13 protein-coding genes and 1 pseudogene are annotated in these 14,157 nt (G+C 71.3%); 7 read left to right on the plus strand and 7 right to left on the minus strand.

Features of this window, described 5'->3' with window-relative positions; translation table 11 throughout:
• Nucleotides 1-141: 141 nt before the first annotated feature.
• Nucleotides 142-1,251, minus strand: coding sequence for an NAD(P)-dependent alcohol dehydrogenase (locus CW359_RS10690; RefSeq protein WP_105969619.1), 1,110 nt, complete (start codon nucleotides 1,249-1,251; stop codon nucleotides 142-144).
• Between the two features lie 65 nt (nucleotides 1,252-1,316).
• Nucleotides 1,317-2,771 (minus strand): aldehyde dehydrogenase family protein, encoded by a 1,455-nt coding sequence (locus CW359_RS10695; RefSeq protein ID WP_105969620.1) that lies wholly within the window; start codon nucleotides 2,769-2,771, stop codon nucleotides 1,317-1,319.
• A 103-nt stretch (nucleotides 2,772-2,874) separates the two neighbouring features.
• Between CW359_RS10695 and CW359_RS10700 the strand changes: the two genes are divergently transcribed.
• Together CW359_RS10700 and CW359_RS10705 are read left to right on the plus strand one after the other, a co-directional pair.
• Nucleotides 2,875-3,303 carry a MarR family winged helix-turn-helix transcriptional regulator gene (locus CW359_RS10700; RefSeq protein ID WP_105969621.1) on the plus strand — a complete coding sequence of 143 codons (429 nt, stop codon included), beginning with the start codon at nucleotides 2,875-2,877 and terminating at the stop codon, nucleotides 3,301-3,303.
• Between the two features lie 175 nt (nucleotides 3,304-3,478).
• Nucleotides 3,479-3,892 (plus strand): anti-sigma factor antagonist, encoded by a 414-nt coding sequence (locus CW359_RS10705; RefSeq protein ID WP_232838348.1) that lies wholly within the window; start codon nucleotides 3,479-3,481, stop codon nucleotides 3,890-3,892.
• Nucleotides 3,893-3,942: 50 nt separating this feature from the next.
• Here CW359_RS10705 and CW359_RS10710 read toward each other — a convergent pair whose 3' ends face one another.
• Complete coding sequence (locus CW359_RS10710) at nucleotides 3,943-4,893, minus strand: ribose-phosphate diphosphokinase (RefSeq protein ID WP_105969623.1); 951 nt, start codon at nucleotides 4,891-4,893, stop codon at nucleotides 3,943-3,945.
• Between the two features lie 488 nt (nucleotides 4,894-5,381).
• Here CW359_RS10710 and otr(A) point away from each other — a divergent pair, with 488 nt between their 5' ends.
• The 3 genes from otr(A) (at nucleotide 5,382) to CW359_RS46375 (ending at nucleotide 8,854) form a co-directional block, all read left to right on the plus strand.
• Nucleotides 5,382-7,274: a tetracycline resistance ribosomal protection protein Otr(A) gene (gene otr(A) / locus CW359_RS10715; RefSeq protein ID WP_105969624.1), complete on the plus strand. Its 1,893-nt coding sequence runs from the start codon at nucleotides 5,382-5,384 to the stop codon at nucleotides 7,272-7,274.
• Nucleotides 7,275-7,371: 97 nt separating this feature from the next.
• Complete coding sequence (locus CW359_RS10720) at nucleotides 7,372-8,031, plus strand: DUF4230 domain-containing protein (RefSeq protein WP_105969625.1); 660 nt, start codon at nucleotides 7,372-7,374, stop codon at nucleotides 8,029-8,031.
• An 85-nt stretch (nucleotides 8,032-8,116) separates the two neighbouring features.
• Nucleotides 8,117-8,854: a VanZ family protein gene (locus CW359_RS46375; RefSeq protein ID WP_105969626.1), complete on the plus strand. Its 738-nt coding sequence runs from the start codon at nucleotides 8,117-8,119 to the stop codon at nucleotides 8,852-8,854.
• Between the two features lie 50 nt (nucleotides 8,855-8,904).
• Here CW359_RS46375 and CW359_RS10730 read toward each other — a convergent pair whose 3' ends face one another.
• Nucleotides 8,905-9,138 (minus strand): hypothetical protein, encoded by a 234-nt coding sequence (locus tag CW359_RS10730; RefSeq protein WP_105969627.1) that lies wholly within the window; start codon nucleotides 9,136-9,138, stop codon nucleotides 8,905-8,907.
• A 180-nt stretch (nucleotides 9,139-9,318) separates the two neighbouring features.
• On the opposite strand from CW359_RS10730, the gene CW359_RS10735 reads away from it, so the two are divergent.
• Nucleotides 9,319-10,395, plus strand: a complete 1,077-nt coding sequence (locus CW359_RS10735) for a PHP domain-containing protein (RefSeq protein WP_105969912.1) — start codon at nucleotides 9,319-9,321, stop codon at nucleotides 10,393-10,395.
• Nucleotides 10,396-10,468: 73 nt separating this feature from the next.
• A complete protein-coding gene (locus CW359_RS10740; protein WP_105969913.1) occupies nucleotides 10,469-11,431 on the plus strand; it encodes an SDR family NAD(P)-dependent oxidoreductase in 963 nt (320 codons plus the stop codon).
• A 104-nt stretch (nucleotides 11,432-11,535) separates the two neighbouring features.
• Here CW359_RS10740 and CW359_RS10745 read toward each other — a convergent pair.
• From CW359_RS10745 to CW359_RS10755, 3 genes and pseudogenes are all read right to left on the minus strand, one after another.
• Nucleotides 11,536-11,961, minus strand: a pseudogene (locus CW359_RS10745) (M15 family metallopeptidase); the annotation flags it as partial.
• Nucleotides 11,962-12,008: 47 nt separating this feature from the next.
• Nucleotides 12,009-12,581: a transcriptional regulator gene (locus tag CW359_RS10750; protein ID WP_105969628.1), complete on the minus strand. Its 573-nt coding sequence runs from the start codon at nucleotides 12,579-12,581 to the stop codon at nucleotides 12,009-12,011.
• Nucleotides 12,582-12,603: 22 nt separating this feature from the next.
• Nucleotides 12,604-14,154 carry a helix-turn-helix domain-containing protein gene (locus CW359_RS10755; protein WP_105969629.1) on the minus strand — a complete coding sequence of 517 codons (1,551 nt, stop codon included), beginning with the start codon at nucleotides 14,152-14,154 and terminating at the stop codon, nucleotides 12,604-12,606.
• Nucleotides 14,155-14,157 lie beyond the last annotated feature (3 nt).

Below are 14,157 nucleotides of genomic sequence, written 5' to 3' on the forward strand. Positions count from 1 at the left end.
CCGCCCCCGAACCCCCGCCTCCCGCCGACCCCGCTCGTCCTCAACCGCCGGACGGGCTGAAATATCCCGCCCGTCCGGCGTTTGAGGACAAAGGGGGGCTGGGGGCGCAGCCCCCAGGGATGGGAACGGGTACGGCTGCGGTCAGCCGAAGGTCAGTACCGGCTTGATCGTCTTGCCCGCTCCCATGTCCCGTACCGCCTGATCGATGTCACCGAACGGGTACGTACTGATCAGCCGGTCCAGCGGCAGCCGCCCCGCCTTCACCAGTTCCACCAGCGCCGGGATGAACGTCTGCGTCTCGACGTCCCCCAGCGTCAGGCCCACCACCCGCTTGCCACCCAGCATCCCGTTGACATCCAGCGCGACCTCCGTACCGAACGGCGGCGCCCCCACCACCACCAACGTGCCCCGCTGCGCCAACGCGTCGACCCCCTGCCGCAGCACACCCACATTGCCCGTGGTCTCGACGATGCCGTCGGCCCCCCGGCCGCCGGTGAGACGCGCCACCGCCTCCCCGAGGTCCGACTCCCCCGCGTTGACGACATCGGTCGCCCCCAAATCCCGTGCCAGAGACAGGCGTTCGCCCACCCGGTCCACGGCGATGATCCTCGTCGCAGGCGTCAGCGCCGCCGCCATCACCGCCGAGAGGCCCACCGCCCCGGCGCCCAGGACCAGGACCGTACTGCCCAGTTCCGGCTTCAGGACGTTCCAGACCGCGCCCACGCCCGTCTGGACTCCGCAGCCCAGCGGCGCGATCGACTCCAGCGGCACCTCCGCGTCGACCTTCACCAGGCTCCGCTGATCGACCAACGCCCGCTCGGCGAACGAGGACTGGCCGAAGAAGTGGCCGCCCAGCTCCGTACCGTCGCGGCTGATCGTGGCCGAGCCGTCGGCCCGCCGGCCGCCGAGGAGGTTCAGCGGCAGCCAGGTCGCGCAGTACGAGGGGTGTCCGGCACGGCAGTTGTGGCAGTCGCCGCAGGAGGTGAAGGACAGGACGACGTGGTCGCCGGGCTCGATGCCGGTCACCGCGGAGCCGACCGCCTCTACCACGCCCGCGCCCTCGTGGCCCAGGACTCCCGGCAGCGGGAAGGGCAGTCCGCCGCTCGCCACGCCGAGGTCCGTGTGACACAGGCCGGTCGCGACCAGCCGTACGAGCGCCTCCGTGGGCGCGGGCTCGGCCAGTTCGACGTCGGAGAGGGTGAAGGGCGCACCGCCGGACTCGACGACCGCGGCGCGGGTGGTGATGGGCATGCTGAACTCCCTTACGGGGTGTACGAGTTGGGGGGACTTCGAGTTCGCGGGTGCGCCGTGCGCGCTCAGTCGAGCGAGACGACGACCGACTTGACCCTGGTGTACGCGGCCAGCGCCTCGGGACCGTACTCGCGGCCGAAGCCCGAGTCCTTGACGCCGCCGAAGGGGATCGCGGGGTCGAGCATCGCCCAGTCGTTGATCCACACGATGCCCGCCTGGAGCCGGTTCGCGACCCGGTGGGCGCGGGCCAGGTTGGTGGTCTGGACGCCCGAAGCCAGGCCGTACGGCGTGGAGTTGGCGAGCTGGACCGCCTCGTCCTCGGAGTCGAAGGGCTGGACGGTGAGGACCGGGCCGAAGATCTCCTCCTGGACGACCCGGGAGTCGTTCGCGAGGTCCGCGATCACGGTCGGCTTGTAGTAGTAGCCGCCGTCCAGGTCGAGCCGCTCACCGCCGCAGACGATCCGGGCGCCCTCCTTGCGGGCCAGCGCCACGTACTCCTCGACCTTGCGCAGGTGCTTCTCGCCCGCCATCGGGCCGACCACGGTCTCCGGCTGCCTCGGGTCGCCGACCGGGACGCCGGGCACCGCGTCGGCGAGGATGCCGAGCAGGGTCTCGTAGACCGGGCGGGCGACCAGCAGGCGCGGTCCGCCCATGCAGAACTGGCCGGTGTTGAAGACGAAGCCCTTGATGACCGCGCCGACCGCCTTCTCGACGTCGGCGTCCTCGAAGACGATGTGGGCCGCGTTGCCGCCCAGTTCCATGGTGACCGGCTTCAGGGCCTCGCCCGCCGCGCTCGCGACATGGCGGCCGATGGTGGTGGAGCCGGTGAAGGCGATCTTGTCGACGCCGGGGTGGCGCAGGAGCGCCTCGCCCGCCACCGGGCCTGTGCCCGTCACTACGTTGACGACGCCGTCCGGGACGCCCGCCTCCTGGAGCAGCTTCGCCATGTAGAGGGCGCTGAGCGGGGTCTCGTCGGCGGGCTTGTGCACCACCGTGTTGCCCGCCGCCAGTGCCGGGCCGAGCTTCGAACCGGCCAGGATCAGCGGGAAGTTGAAGGGCGTGATCGCGGCGACCACGCCGACGGCCTCACGCTTGGTGTAGGCGAGGGCGTTGTGTCCGGTCTCGCGGGTCGCGCCGTCCAGGGAGTAGGCGAGGGCGGCGAAGTACTCGTAGTCGTTGGCCGCGTTCGTCACGTCGACCGCGTGGCACAGGCTGATCGGCTTGCCCACGTCGAGGCTCTCCAGCCGCGCGATGTCGTCCGCGTTCTCGCGGATCAGCTGGGCGACCCGGTTCAGGATCCGGCCTCGTTCGCGGCCCGTCGTCCTGGCCCACGGGCCGCTGTCGAAGGCCTCGCGGGCCGCCCGTACGGCCGCGTCCACGTCCGCCGCCGACGCCTCGGCGACCGTCGTGAGGACCGTGCCCCGGGACGGGTCGACCACCTCGGTCCGCGCTCCGTCCGCCGCCTCGTGCCACTGCCCTCCGACGAACAGTCGCCCGGGTTCGATCTCGAAGGTGGTCATCACCGCTCCTCAGCATCGTCGCCAAGATGTCAATCAACAGGATTCCTGTTGGTCCGCAGTCTGATTACAGACAGGTTTCCTGTCAATGCTCTAATCTGAATCCATGGTCAGCACCAAGGCACCCCCGTCACTGCTCTACATGGTCAAGCAGGTGGAGCTGGTAGTCCGCTCGCATCTGGACGAGCTGGTCAGACCGGCCGGAATCACCGCACTCCAGTACACCTCGCTCACCGTTCTGGAGCGACACGACGGCCTCTCGGCGGCCCAGCTGGCTCGGGACTCCTTCGTCACCGCACAGTCCATCGCGGATCTCGTACGGTCCCTGGAGAACCGCGGGCTGGTCCGCCGGGAGCGCAATCCGCGCAATCGCCGGGAGCTGCTGATCCTGCTGACAGACGCCGGCCGCGAGCTGCTCGACCGCTTCGCCGAGCCTGTGCGGGAGCTGGAGGAACGGATGATCCGCGACCTCACCTCGCATCAGGCGGACCAGCTCCGGCAGTCGCTGTCCAAGGCCTGGCACGCGCTGTCGTAGGCCCGGCGGGCGGTTCGCGGGGAGAGCCGTACGAAATACGCAGCGATTTCAAAGACATATGTCAATCGAACATGCTCAAATTCACTCCATCGGGGGTAACTTGCAGGGCGGGGAACTCAGTTGTGCTCAGCTGCGGGTCCCGTCACCCCAGCAGCCGGTTGGAGGCGATGTCATCGTGCAGCAGGATCCTGCACCGCCCACCCGGCACCTGCGTGTGCACGAGGACCGGGGCCACACGGTGCTGGAGTTCCACGGCGAGATCGACATCGCCGCGGCCGTCGAGATCATCCCGCATCTGGACGAGGCGACCGGGCGTCCGGACGCGCTGGTCGTGATCGACCTGACGGGTGTCGAGTTCTTCGACTGCTCGGGCCTGCGCCTGCTGTACCGGGCCCGCCACCGGGTGCACGCCCACGGCGGCCGGCTCCACCTGGTCTGCGCGCACCCGCTCACCCTGCGCGTCCTCAAGGTCACCGGTCTGGCCAAGGTGCTGCCGCCGGTCGCGTCACTGGACCTGGCCCTGGAGACGGACCTGGAGCTGCCCGAGGCCGCCTCCGGTACGCCGGGCACGTCCGGCGGCACCTTATGACCGCGCGGGCCACCGGCTGACCGGGCCGCACCCGCCCGGCGCCGCGCCCGTCAGGTCCCCGGTGCGTCGAACAGGGCGCTCACCGACTCGCCGTTGTGGATGCGCCGTACGGCCTCGGCGAGCGCCGGGGCAATGGACAGCACCTTCAGTTTCTCGGTGCGCTCGCCCTCCGGGATCGGCACGGTGTTGGTGCACACGATCTCCAGTACGTCGGGCTGCTCGCTCAGCCGTTTCAGCGCACCCGCCGCGAACAGTCCGTGGGTACAGGCGACCCGGATCGACCGCGGCCCCAACTCCCTGAGCCGCTCCAGGAGTTCGAGGACCGTACTGCCCTTGGCGATCTCGTCGTCCAACACAATCACATCCCGTCCGGCGACCTTCCCGATCACGGAGCTGATGCGCACCCGGTCGTCCGCGAACCGCTGCTTGGCCCCGGCGGCCACCTCGGCGCCGATCAGCCGGGCGAAGTGCGCGGCCTCCTTGGCGTTGCCGAGGTCGGGCGAGACGACCGTCGTACGGGACAGGTCGTACCGGCGGAAGTGTGCGGCGAGTTCGCGCAGGGCGTGCAGGTGGTCGACCGGGACCGAGAAGAAGCCGTGGACCTGCGGGGAGTGCAGGGTCATCGCGAGCACCCGGCTCGCCCCGGCGGCGACCAGCAGATCGGCGACCAGCCGGCCGCCGAGCGAGATCCGGGGCATGTCCTTCTTGTCGGAGCGGGCGTAGGCGTAGTGCGGCATGACGACGGAGATCCGCCCGGCCGAGGCCCCGCGCGCCGCGTCGCACATCATCAGCAGCTCGACGAGATGCTCCTGGACCGGGGTGACCAGCGGCTGAACGAGAAAGACGTCCCGCTCACGGCAGTTGGCCTGGAGCTGCACCTCAAGACAGTCATTGGCGAACCGACTGACCCGGATGGGCCGCAGCGGCACCCCCAGATGCTCACAGACCTCGACCGCCAACTCGGGGTGGGCACTACCGCTGAACACGGCGATGTCTCGCACGATCTGCTCCTAGCATGATCATTCCCCCTGGCCGACGCCCATGTTACGGGCCGGTCCGCCGTCACGGTCGGCCGGGAAATCCGGGTGGGCCCGGACGGTCGGTGGCGGCGGGGGCGAATCGGTCGTGGCAGGGGGAACTGTGCGTGGCAGGGGAGCCGCGCGCGGCTGGGTAGTTCGCTGGCGGCCCGGAGAGCCGGTCGCGGCCGGGACAAGCCGTCGCAGCCCCGGAAAACAAGTTGCGGCCCGGAGAAGCGGTCGCGGGCCGGAAAGCCGGTCGTGGCGTGACGAACCGGTCGCGGTCGGCAATGCCGGTCGGCGGGGCCGGGAGAAGGGCTCGGGGCCCGGAAATCCGGTTGCGGTCGGGCGGCGGGGCCGCGGCATGATGGCCGCTGCCTAGTCGACCCGACCTCAGGAGCCCGGAATGCGCCGTTTCCTCGGAACTCTCCGCCGCCCATGCCGGACCACAGTTCTTGAGGACTCGCCCACCCATGCACTCCTTGTCTTCCCGGCCCACCCTGAACATCGGGATCCTGGCCCACGTCGACGCCGGTAAGACCAGTCTCACCGAGCGGCTGCTGTTCGACGCGGGCGCGATCGGCCGGCTCGGCAGCGTCGACGGCGGGGACACCCGTACGGACGACGGCGTGATCGAGCGGCAGCGCGGGATCACCATTCGCTCGGCTGTCGCCGCGTTCACGGCCGGTGACACGCAGATCAATCTCATCGACACACCTGGCCACTCCGACTTCATCGCCGAGGTCGAGCGGGCCCTGGAGGTCCTGGACGGCGCCGTGCTGCTGCTGTCGGCCGTGGAGGGCGTCCAGGCGCAGACCCGCGTGCTGATGCGGACGCTGCGACGGCTCCGGCTGCCCACGCTGGTCTTCGTCAACAAGATCGACCGCGCGGGCGCCCGCTCCGAGGCCCTCCTCACGGACATCCGCCGCCGACTCACCCCGCACATCGTCCCGCTCACCGACGTGACCGCCGTCGGCACCCCGGCCGCCCGCACCCGGCCCCGCCCGCTGACTGCGCCGGCCACGGCGGAAGCCGTCGCCGAGGTCGATCCCGGCATCCTCGCGGCCGTCGTCGACGGCCCCGCGCCGACTCCGGACGAGCTGGCGAAGGCCCTGGCCGCCCGTACCGCCGACGGCTCGCTCCACCCGCTCCTCTTCGGCTCCGCGCTGGGCGGCCAGGGCGTCCCCGAACTCGTCGAGGCCCTGACCCGGCTGATCCCCCGCCCCGACCCGACCGCCACCGAAGTACCCCCGCGCGGCACGGTGTTCGCCGTCCGTCCGGCTCCGGACGGCGGGCGTACGGCGTATCTCCGGCTGTACGAGGGTGAGGTGACGGAACGTCAGCGACTGACGTTCCTGCGGCGCGGCGCCGACGGGCGGACCACCGAGGTCCCCGGCCGGGTCACCGGCCTCGAAGTGATCGGCCGCCGGGGCCCGCTCACCGCCGGGAACATCGCCGCCCTGACCGGTCTCCCCACCGTCCGGGGCGGCGACCGCCTCGGCGAACTCACCGACCGCGCCCCGCAGTTCGCGCCCCCGTCACTGGAGACCCTGGTCCGGGCCCGCCGCCCGGAGCAGTCGGCACGGCTGCGCGCAGCGCTCCTCGCCCTCTCCGACCAGGACCCGCTGACCCACGCCCGTCCGGCGGCCGACGGCAGCACGGCCCTGCTCCTCTACGGCGAGGTGCAGAAGGAGGTCGTCGCCGCCACCCTCGCCCAGGACTTCGGCATCGACGCCGAGTTCGAGCCCAGCCGCGTCCGGTACCTGGAGCGACCCGCGGGCACCGGTGAGGCGTACGAGGAGTACCCGTGGCTCGACCGCGCCCGCTGCTACGCGACCGTCGGGCTGCGGGTCGAACCGGGACCGATCGACTCGGGCACGGTGTTCACGTACGAGACCGAACTCGGCGCGCTGCCCCGGGCGTTCCACCAGGCGATCGAGGACACGGTGCACGCGAGCCTGCTGGCCGGACCCTGCGAGTGGCCGGTCACGGACTGCCGGGTCGTGCTCGTGCGTTCCGGGTTCGTCGGGCCGCTCAGCACGGCCGCGGACTTCCGGGCGCTCACGCCGGTCGTGCTGCGCCGGGCGCTGGAGCGGGCCGGGACGCGGGTGTACGAGCCGTACCACGCCTTCGAGTTGGAGATCCCGGCGAGCGCGCTGGCGCCGGTGACCGGTCTGCTGGCGTCCCTCGGCGCGGAGTTCGGGCCGACCAGGGCGGGCGGGAGCACGGACGGCGGGGCCGGCTGGCAGCTCACCGGTGCGCTGGCGGCGCGGCGAGTACGCGAGGCCGAACTGCGGTTGCCGGGGCTCACACACGGGGAGGGTGTGTGGTGGTCGCGCCCGTCGGGCGACCGCGCGCTCCGGTAGGCCCCCACGCAATTGTCCCGATCCATCAACAGAGCGGTCTGCCGTGGCATTTGGCGGGCATTCGGTTCAGTACGCAGGAAGAAAGGGGTCCGTCGCCATGACGACGTCCATCAAGGCCGTGCGACGTATGCCGGTGTGGGCCAAAGTACTGAGTGCCGTGGTGCTGGTGTTCGTGCTGCTGCTGGCCGGGCTCCGGCTCGCGGTGCTTCCTGGGCTGGGGGACATCTTCGGCGAGGAGACGAAGGACCGCTCCGGACCCGCGCTCCTCGAGTCCATCCAGGACATGAGCCGCTACGACGCGGCGTCCGGCAACTTCCAGGTCGTGGTCGACCTGGAGAAGGACACGAAGTACCTGCCCGACGCCATCAAGGGCACCCGCGTCCTCTATGTGGGTGCGGGCACGGTCGACGCCTATGTCGATCTCGGCAAGGTCGCGAAGAGCGACGTGACGGTCAACGAGGACCGTACGGCCGCGACGCTCCGGCTGCCGCACGCGGCACTGGGCAAGCCCGCGCTGAACCCCGACCGCTCGTACGCGGTCTCGAAGCAGCGCGGACTGTTCGACCGGATCACCGATCTCTTCTCCGACAATCCGAACGACGAACAGGCCGTCCAGAAGCTGGCGGCCCGGCACATCGGCGACGCGGCGAAGGAGAGCGGTCTGACCGCTCGCGCCGAGCAGAACACCACGGGCATGCTCAAGGGCCTGCTCGGCTCCCTCGGCTTCACCAAGGTGACCGTCACCTACGGCAGCTGAGGGAAAGCCGTTCGGAGCGGAATCCTCGCCCTGTTCGGGGGTAACCGCCGTTGCACGGGGGTCAGTTGAAGACCGGAGGACATTGATGGCCCGAACAGCTCCGCGCTCCCTCGCCGCGCTGCGCCTGCGCCCCGCGAAGGCCGAGAGCAAGCCGCCCAAGAGCCCGCAGGAGTCCACGCCCAAGTCGCAGTCGAAACCGGCGTCGAAGCCGGCCTCGAAGCAGGCGTCGAAACCCGCGGCCAAGTCTCGGCCCAAGTTCTCGTTGAGGAGCAGGAAGGCCGCGAAGCCCTCGAAGACCGCGCCGAGGACCGCGCCGAAGGCATCCCCGAAACCGGCACCCGAGAAGGCGGCTGCGCCGAAGCGCCGGCCGTTCGTCTTCCTGGCCCGGCTGCTGACGGTGCTGTGCGCCTTCGTGTTCATGGTGGCGTTCGCCGTGATCCTGGCCCGGCTGACCCTTGAGCCGTCCCCGGCGTCCGTGGCGCTGACCCACACCAACCTGCACCCGGGCCGCTCGCTGCGCGCCTATCTCGACCAGCCCGAAATGCGGGACGCGGCCCGGCAGATCGGCGGGAACGTGCTGCTGGGCGTGCCGTTCGGCCTGCTGGTGCCCGTCATCCTGCCCAAGGCGCGGGGGGTCCTGCGGGTGCTGTTCCTGACCGCGACCGTGATGCTGATGGTCGAGCTGGCGCAGGGCACGCTGATCACCGGGCGTGCCTTCGACATCGACGACGTCATCCTCAACACGACGGGCGCGCTGATCGGTTACCTGTTCCTGGGCCGCCGGATCAGCCGCGCGGTGCACGCGCCGAAGAAACGGGCGTAGAGATTCGTAGAGAACCGTGGAGAGCTACGCCTCCCGTCGCTGCCCGGTCGCTATCTCGTCCAGGTGAGTTTGTCGCCGCCGACCCAGCGGATCACGTCCGGATCGTCGAGATCGTGGACGGTGATGCCGGCCGCGGCGGCGACCACCAGGACATCGGTGAGCGCCCGCGCGGCACCGACCACCTCCCCGTCGATCTCGATGATGCGGAACGGCGGCACGCCCGGCTGCACCCCGAGCACCATGATCCGGGGGTGAGCGATGTAAGGGCTCCCGATTTCGGTCATGGATAGAGCGTAGAGCGAATCCGGCCATCATGTACCGGCCACAGGGCAGCCCCAGGAGAGCCGCCTCCGTCCCCCGCCGTGGTGCGCGCCGGCCGAACGCGCGCGACGCTGGGGGCGGAGGTGAGATTGCCGATGCCGCCCTCGAAGCCCCCACCGCCACCGATACCGACGCCGAGATCGCTGGGTCCGGTCGAGGCCCTGGACCGGATCGCCTTCCTGCTGGAGCGCTCGCTGGCTCCCACCTATCGCGTACGGGCGTTCCGTACCGCGATCGACGTGCTGGCGGAGCTGCCCCCGGAGGAGATCCGGCAGCGGGCGGCGACCGGCAGGCTGGAGTCGCTCAAGGGCATCGGCCCGAAGACGGCACAGGTGGTGCGCGAGGCGCTGGCCGGGCAGGTGCCCGCCTACCTGGAGAAACTGGAAGGCGAACAGGGCGTGGCCCCGTCGCCCGGGGCCGGGGAACGCCTGCGGGCGCTCCTGCGCGGGGACTGTCATCTGCACTCCGACTGGTCGGACGGCGGCAGCCCGATCGAGGAGATGGGCCGCACGGCGGCCCGGCTCGGCCACGAGTGGGCGGTGCTCACGGACCACTCACCGCGCCTGACGGTGGCGCGTGGCCTGTCGGCGGAACGACTGCGCGAGCAGCTGGCGGTGGTCGAGGAGCTGAACGCGGCCTGGGCACCGTTCCGGCTGCTCACCGGCATCGAGTGCGACATCCTCGACGACGGCTCCCTGGACCAGGACCCGGACCTGTTGGCCCTGCTGGACGTCGTGGTGGTGTCCGTCCACTCCAAGCTGCGCATGGACGCCCGCGCGATGACCCGGCGGATGGTGGCCGCCGTACGCGATCCGCACTCGGACGTGCTCGGTCACTGCACGGGGCGGCTGCTGGTCGGGCGGGAGCCCAGGGGTGGCGGAGGCGGGCGGGGCGAGCGGGGCGGGGGCCGGGCACGTCCGGAGTCGGAGTTCGACGCGGAGGCGGTGTTCGCTGCGTGCGCGGAGACGGGCACGGCGGTGGAGATCAACAGCCGCCCGGAACGCCTGGACCCACCACGCCGACTCCTACGGCAGGCGGTGGCGGCGGGCACCCTCTTCACGATCGACACGGACGCCCACGCCCCCGGCCAGCTGGACTGGCAGATCCTCGGCTGCGCCCGCGCGGAGGAGTGCGGGGTGCCCGCGGAGCGGGTGGTCACCACGTGGTCGGCGGAGGAGGTGCTGGGGTGGGCGCGGGAGCGTCGGCTGCCGGCGGGCTGAGGGTGGGGTGGGGGTTGGGGTGACGGCGGTGAGGGTTGACTTCAAGCGCACTCCAATTCGTAGCGTGCTGTCCATGACCACCGCACAGCACAAGATCGGCTCGGGCTTCGATGCCCGTAGCACCGCCGACGACGTCCTCGCGGGCATCGATCTCTCCGGGAAGCTCGCGCTCGTCACGGGCGGTTACTCGGGGCTCGGCCTGGAGACGACCCGTGCCCTCGTCGAGGCGGGCGCGCGGGTTGTCGTGCCCGCGCGTCGTCCGGAGCACGCCCGGGAGGCGCTGGCCGGTGTCGAGGGCGTCGAGGTGGACGCGCTCGACCTCGGCGACCTGGACAGCGTGCGCGCCTTCGCCGAGCGCTTCCTCGCCTCCGGGCGCCCCCTCGACCTCGTGATCGACAACGCCGGGATCATGGCCTGCCCCGAGACCCGGGTCGGCCCCGGCTGGGAGGCCCAGTTCGCGACGAACCACCTCGGCCACTTCGCCCTCGTCAACCGGCTGTGGCCGGCCATCGCGCCCGGCGGCGCACGCGTCGTCTCCGTCTCCTCCCGCGGCCACCACTTCTCCGACGTCCGCTGGGACGACCTCCACTGGGAGCGCGGCTACGACAAGTGGGAGGCGTACGGCCAGGCCAAGACGGCCAACGTCCTGTTCGCCGTCCACCTCGACAGGCTCGGCCGCGACGCGGGCGTCCGCGCCTTCTCCCTCCACCCCGGCGCCATCCTCACCCCGCTCCAGCGCCACATCCCGATCGCCGAGCAGATCGAACGCGGCTGGCGGGACGCCGAGGGCAACGCGCTCGACCTGGCGGGGTTCAAGACGCCCGAGCAAGGTGCGGCGACGCAGGTGTGGGCCGCGACCTCCCCGCAGCTCGCCGGTATGGGCGGCGTCTACTGCGAGGACTGCGACATCGCCGAGCCCGCGACTCCGGGCGACCAGAGCGGTGGGGTGCGGGACTACGCGGTCGATGCGGATGCGGCTGCGCGGCTGTGGGAGGTGTCGGCTGCCCTTACGGGGGTGAACGCGTTCTCCGCGTAGCGCTCAGCTGGTCGGGCAGTTCGTTCGGCCGCGGGCCGGTAGGGGCTGGTCGCGCAGTTCCCCGCGCCCCTGGGGGCTGCGCCCCATCGGGCCTAGGAGTGGCTCGTGACCAGGTCGAGTTCGCGGCCGTCGGCGTCCGCGAGGGTCAGGTCGACCGCGGCGCCCGCGCTGTGCGGGGCGATCTCGGGCGGGGAGACGTAGCGGCTGGCGGCGGCACGGAGGCGGTCGTCGGGCCAGTCCGGGTGCTGGGCGCGCAGTTCGGCGGAGTACTCGTCGAAGTAACGGCGTTGCAGGGCGGGGGGCCGGTAGCCCTCGACGAACAGCAGCCGTATGCCGTCGGGGAGTTGTGCCTGCGCGTCGAGCAGTCGGTCGAGGACGCCCTGCCGCAGCCGGAACTGGGCGCCGCCGGACGCGTGTTGCTGCCGGTCGTCGGTGAGCAGGGCGCCGCGCACGTCCACCAGCCGCTCACCGCACTCCATGACGGGTACGGCGGCCACCTTCGCGTCGGACATCAGGATGATCTCACTCATGCCACGATCATCTCGCGCCGTCCCGGCCCCGACCGCGGGGCCGGGGTTCAGGCGGCGAATCCGACGTTCGTGACGTACTCGTACTGGCCCCACTGGGACCCGAGGTCGACGATCTGGTCGGTCCAGGCGTCGTCGAAGGCCTGGGTGTCACCGGTGGACCAGGCCTGGACGAGCTGGTCCCAGTGCCGGATGTTCAGCGTGCGGAACTCGACGACGCGCTGGCGTGGCCGGTCCACCTGGGACTGGTTGACGGGGTGCAGTTCGACGCGGGTGCCACGACCTCGGGCGTTGAGCCGCCCGACGAGATACCGGGCGACGTTCTGCCGACGGACCGTCCAGTACGCCCGCTCGATCTTCTCCAGGTTCCGCTTCGACGGGCTGCGCCGGCCCTCCAGCCACGCCTTGAGCGTACGGTCGGTGACCGTCAGCCCCGCCTCCCGTGCCGCCGACCGGGCGTGGTCGGTGCGCGTCAGGTAGTGCAGCCGCGCCAGCAGCCCGCGCCGTGTCGTGATCGGCGTGACGATTCCGCCCGCCAGCATGTCGAGCCGGCGTGCGACGGCCGCGCTGCCCTTGATGCCCCTGGCACCGTATTTCCCGAACTCCTGGATGTGTTCAGGCATGCACCGCCTCCCTCACTGTCGCTCAGTCCTCGTGCTCGTTCTCGTGCTCGCCCGTGGCGGCGGGATCAGTATCCTCGCCGACGGTGTAGGTGTCCTTGATCTTGACCTCGGAAACGCCACGCCCTTCCGGGAAGACGCTCCGCCAGTCGCCGATGACGTGCAGCTCGTCGGTGCCCATCGCGCGCACGACGGTCAGCCCCTCGCCGTACGCCTTGTACGCCTTGGTCCAGAGGTTGGCGAAGGCCTGCGAGCGGATCAGGTGCATCCAGTCGGGGCGGTACAGCTCCCGGTTGTAGTTCGACTCCCCCATCGTGGAGACGAACTTGGAGTACATCGCCTTCACGTATTCGAGGGTGACCTCGTCGTCCTGCTCGATGGCCCGGTCGCGCGCGTCCTTCAGGGCGATCCGGAACTTCTCCAGCAGGTTCTCGGTCGCGCCGGAGGTGAACGACTCGTGGATCTCCGGCGGTTCGCACAGTCCGTACTTCGGCCCGGACAGCCGGAGCAGCAGCCGCAGCGTCGGCTCGGTCACCCACAGCGGGCCCGGTTCGTCGCGGTTGCCGACCGGGTTGGGGAGTTCGGCCTCGTGGTCCCAGACGGGCGGCGTGATCAGGTGGACGCCGGCCCGGCGGCGGTCGTGGCCGAACCCGGTGGAGTGCTCCAACTGGCCGATGGGCAGATGGGTCTTGAGCGCGGAGAGGTACGCGCCGTTGATGTCGAGCGCGGTCACCTCGTGGGCGCCGGGCGGGAGTTCGCGGCGGGCCCACTTGGGGCGGGCCTCCCAGATCTGGTCGGCACCGCGTGCGGTCTGCTTGCGCAGGATGTCCGGGATCCAGGGGTGGGCCACGACGTCGTACCGCCCGCCCTTGCGGGTCGAGTCGAGCAGCGCCATCGCGTCCGGGATGGCCCGCTTGATCAGCGCGGCGGTCGCCGCGTCGACGTCCCCCGCGTGTTCGGCAAGGGCACCGGCGACTGCGGCGGCGATCGGATCGGGCCCGTCGGAGACGGCCTGGACGCGCCGGCCGACGGGCACGACCTTGACAGGCGGGGCGACCGGAGCGGCTGCGGGTTTCGCGGGAGGTTCGCTGACCGTGGCCGTCTCCCCGCCGCACTCACCGGGGTCGAGGTGCTGCGGGAACCCGGCGACCTGGTGACGGGCGGGGTGCCCGCAGAGCACGCAGGGCTGGGCGACGGCCAGGGTCTCCGACTCGCCCTCGGCCTCACCTTCGGCCTCCGCTGCCCCTGCCTCCGACTCCTCAAGCTCTGCGTCCCCGGAGGCGGAGGCATCGTCGTCGTCCGCCGAGACCTCCTCAGCGGCCTGCTCGGCCTGCGCCTCCAGCCACGTACGCGCCCCGTCGAGGAAGTAGGCGTACTTCTCGCGGACTTCGCCGCCGGGGTCGCGCCCCGACTCCCACCCCCCGACGGTGGAGGGACTCACCCCGAGCGCCTGGGCGACCTGGGCGCGCGAGAGGTTCAGCCCCTCCCGCAGCCCGCGCCGCACCTCGACCGAGGGCAGGGGCACCTCCTGGCGGGCACCGGCCAGCAGGGCGTCGATCGCGCCGAAGTCCGTCATCGG

The sequence above is a fragment of the Streptomyces geranii genome, from assembly GCF_002954775.1.
Lineage (GTDB): Bacteria > Actinomycetota > Actinomycetes > Streptomycetales > Streptomycetaceae > Streptomyces > Streptomyces geranii.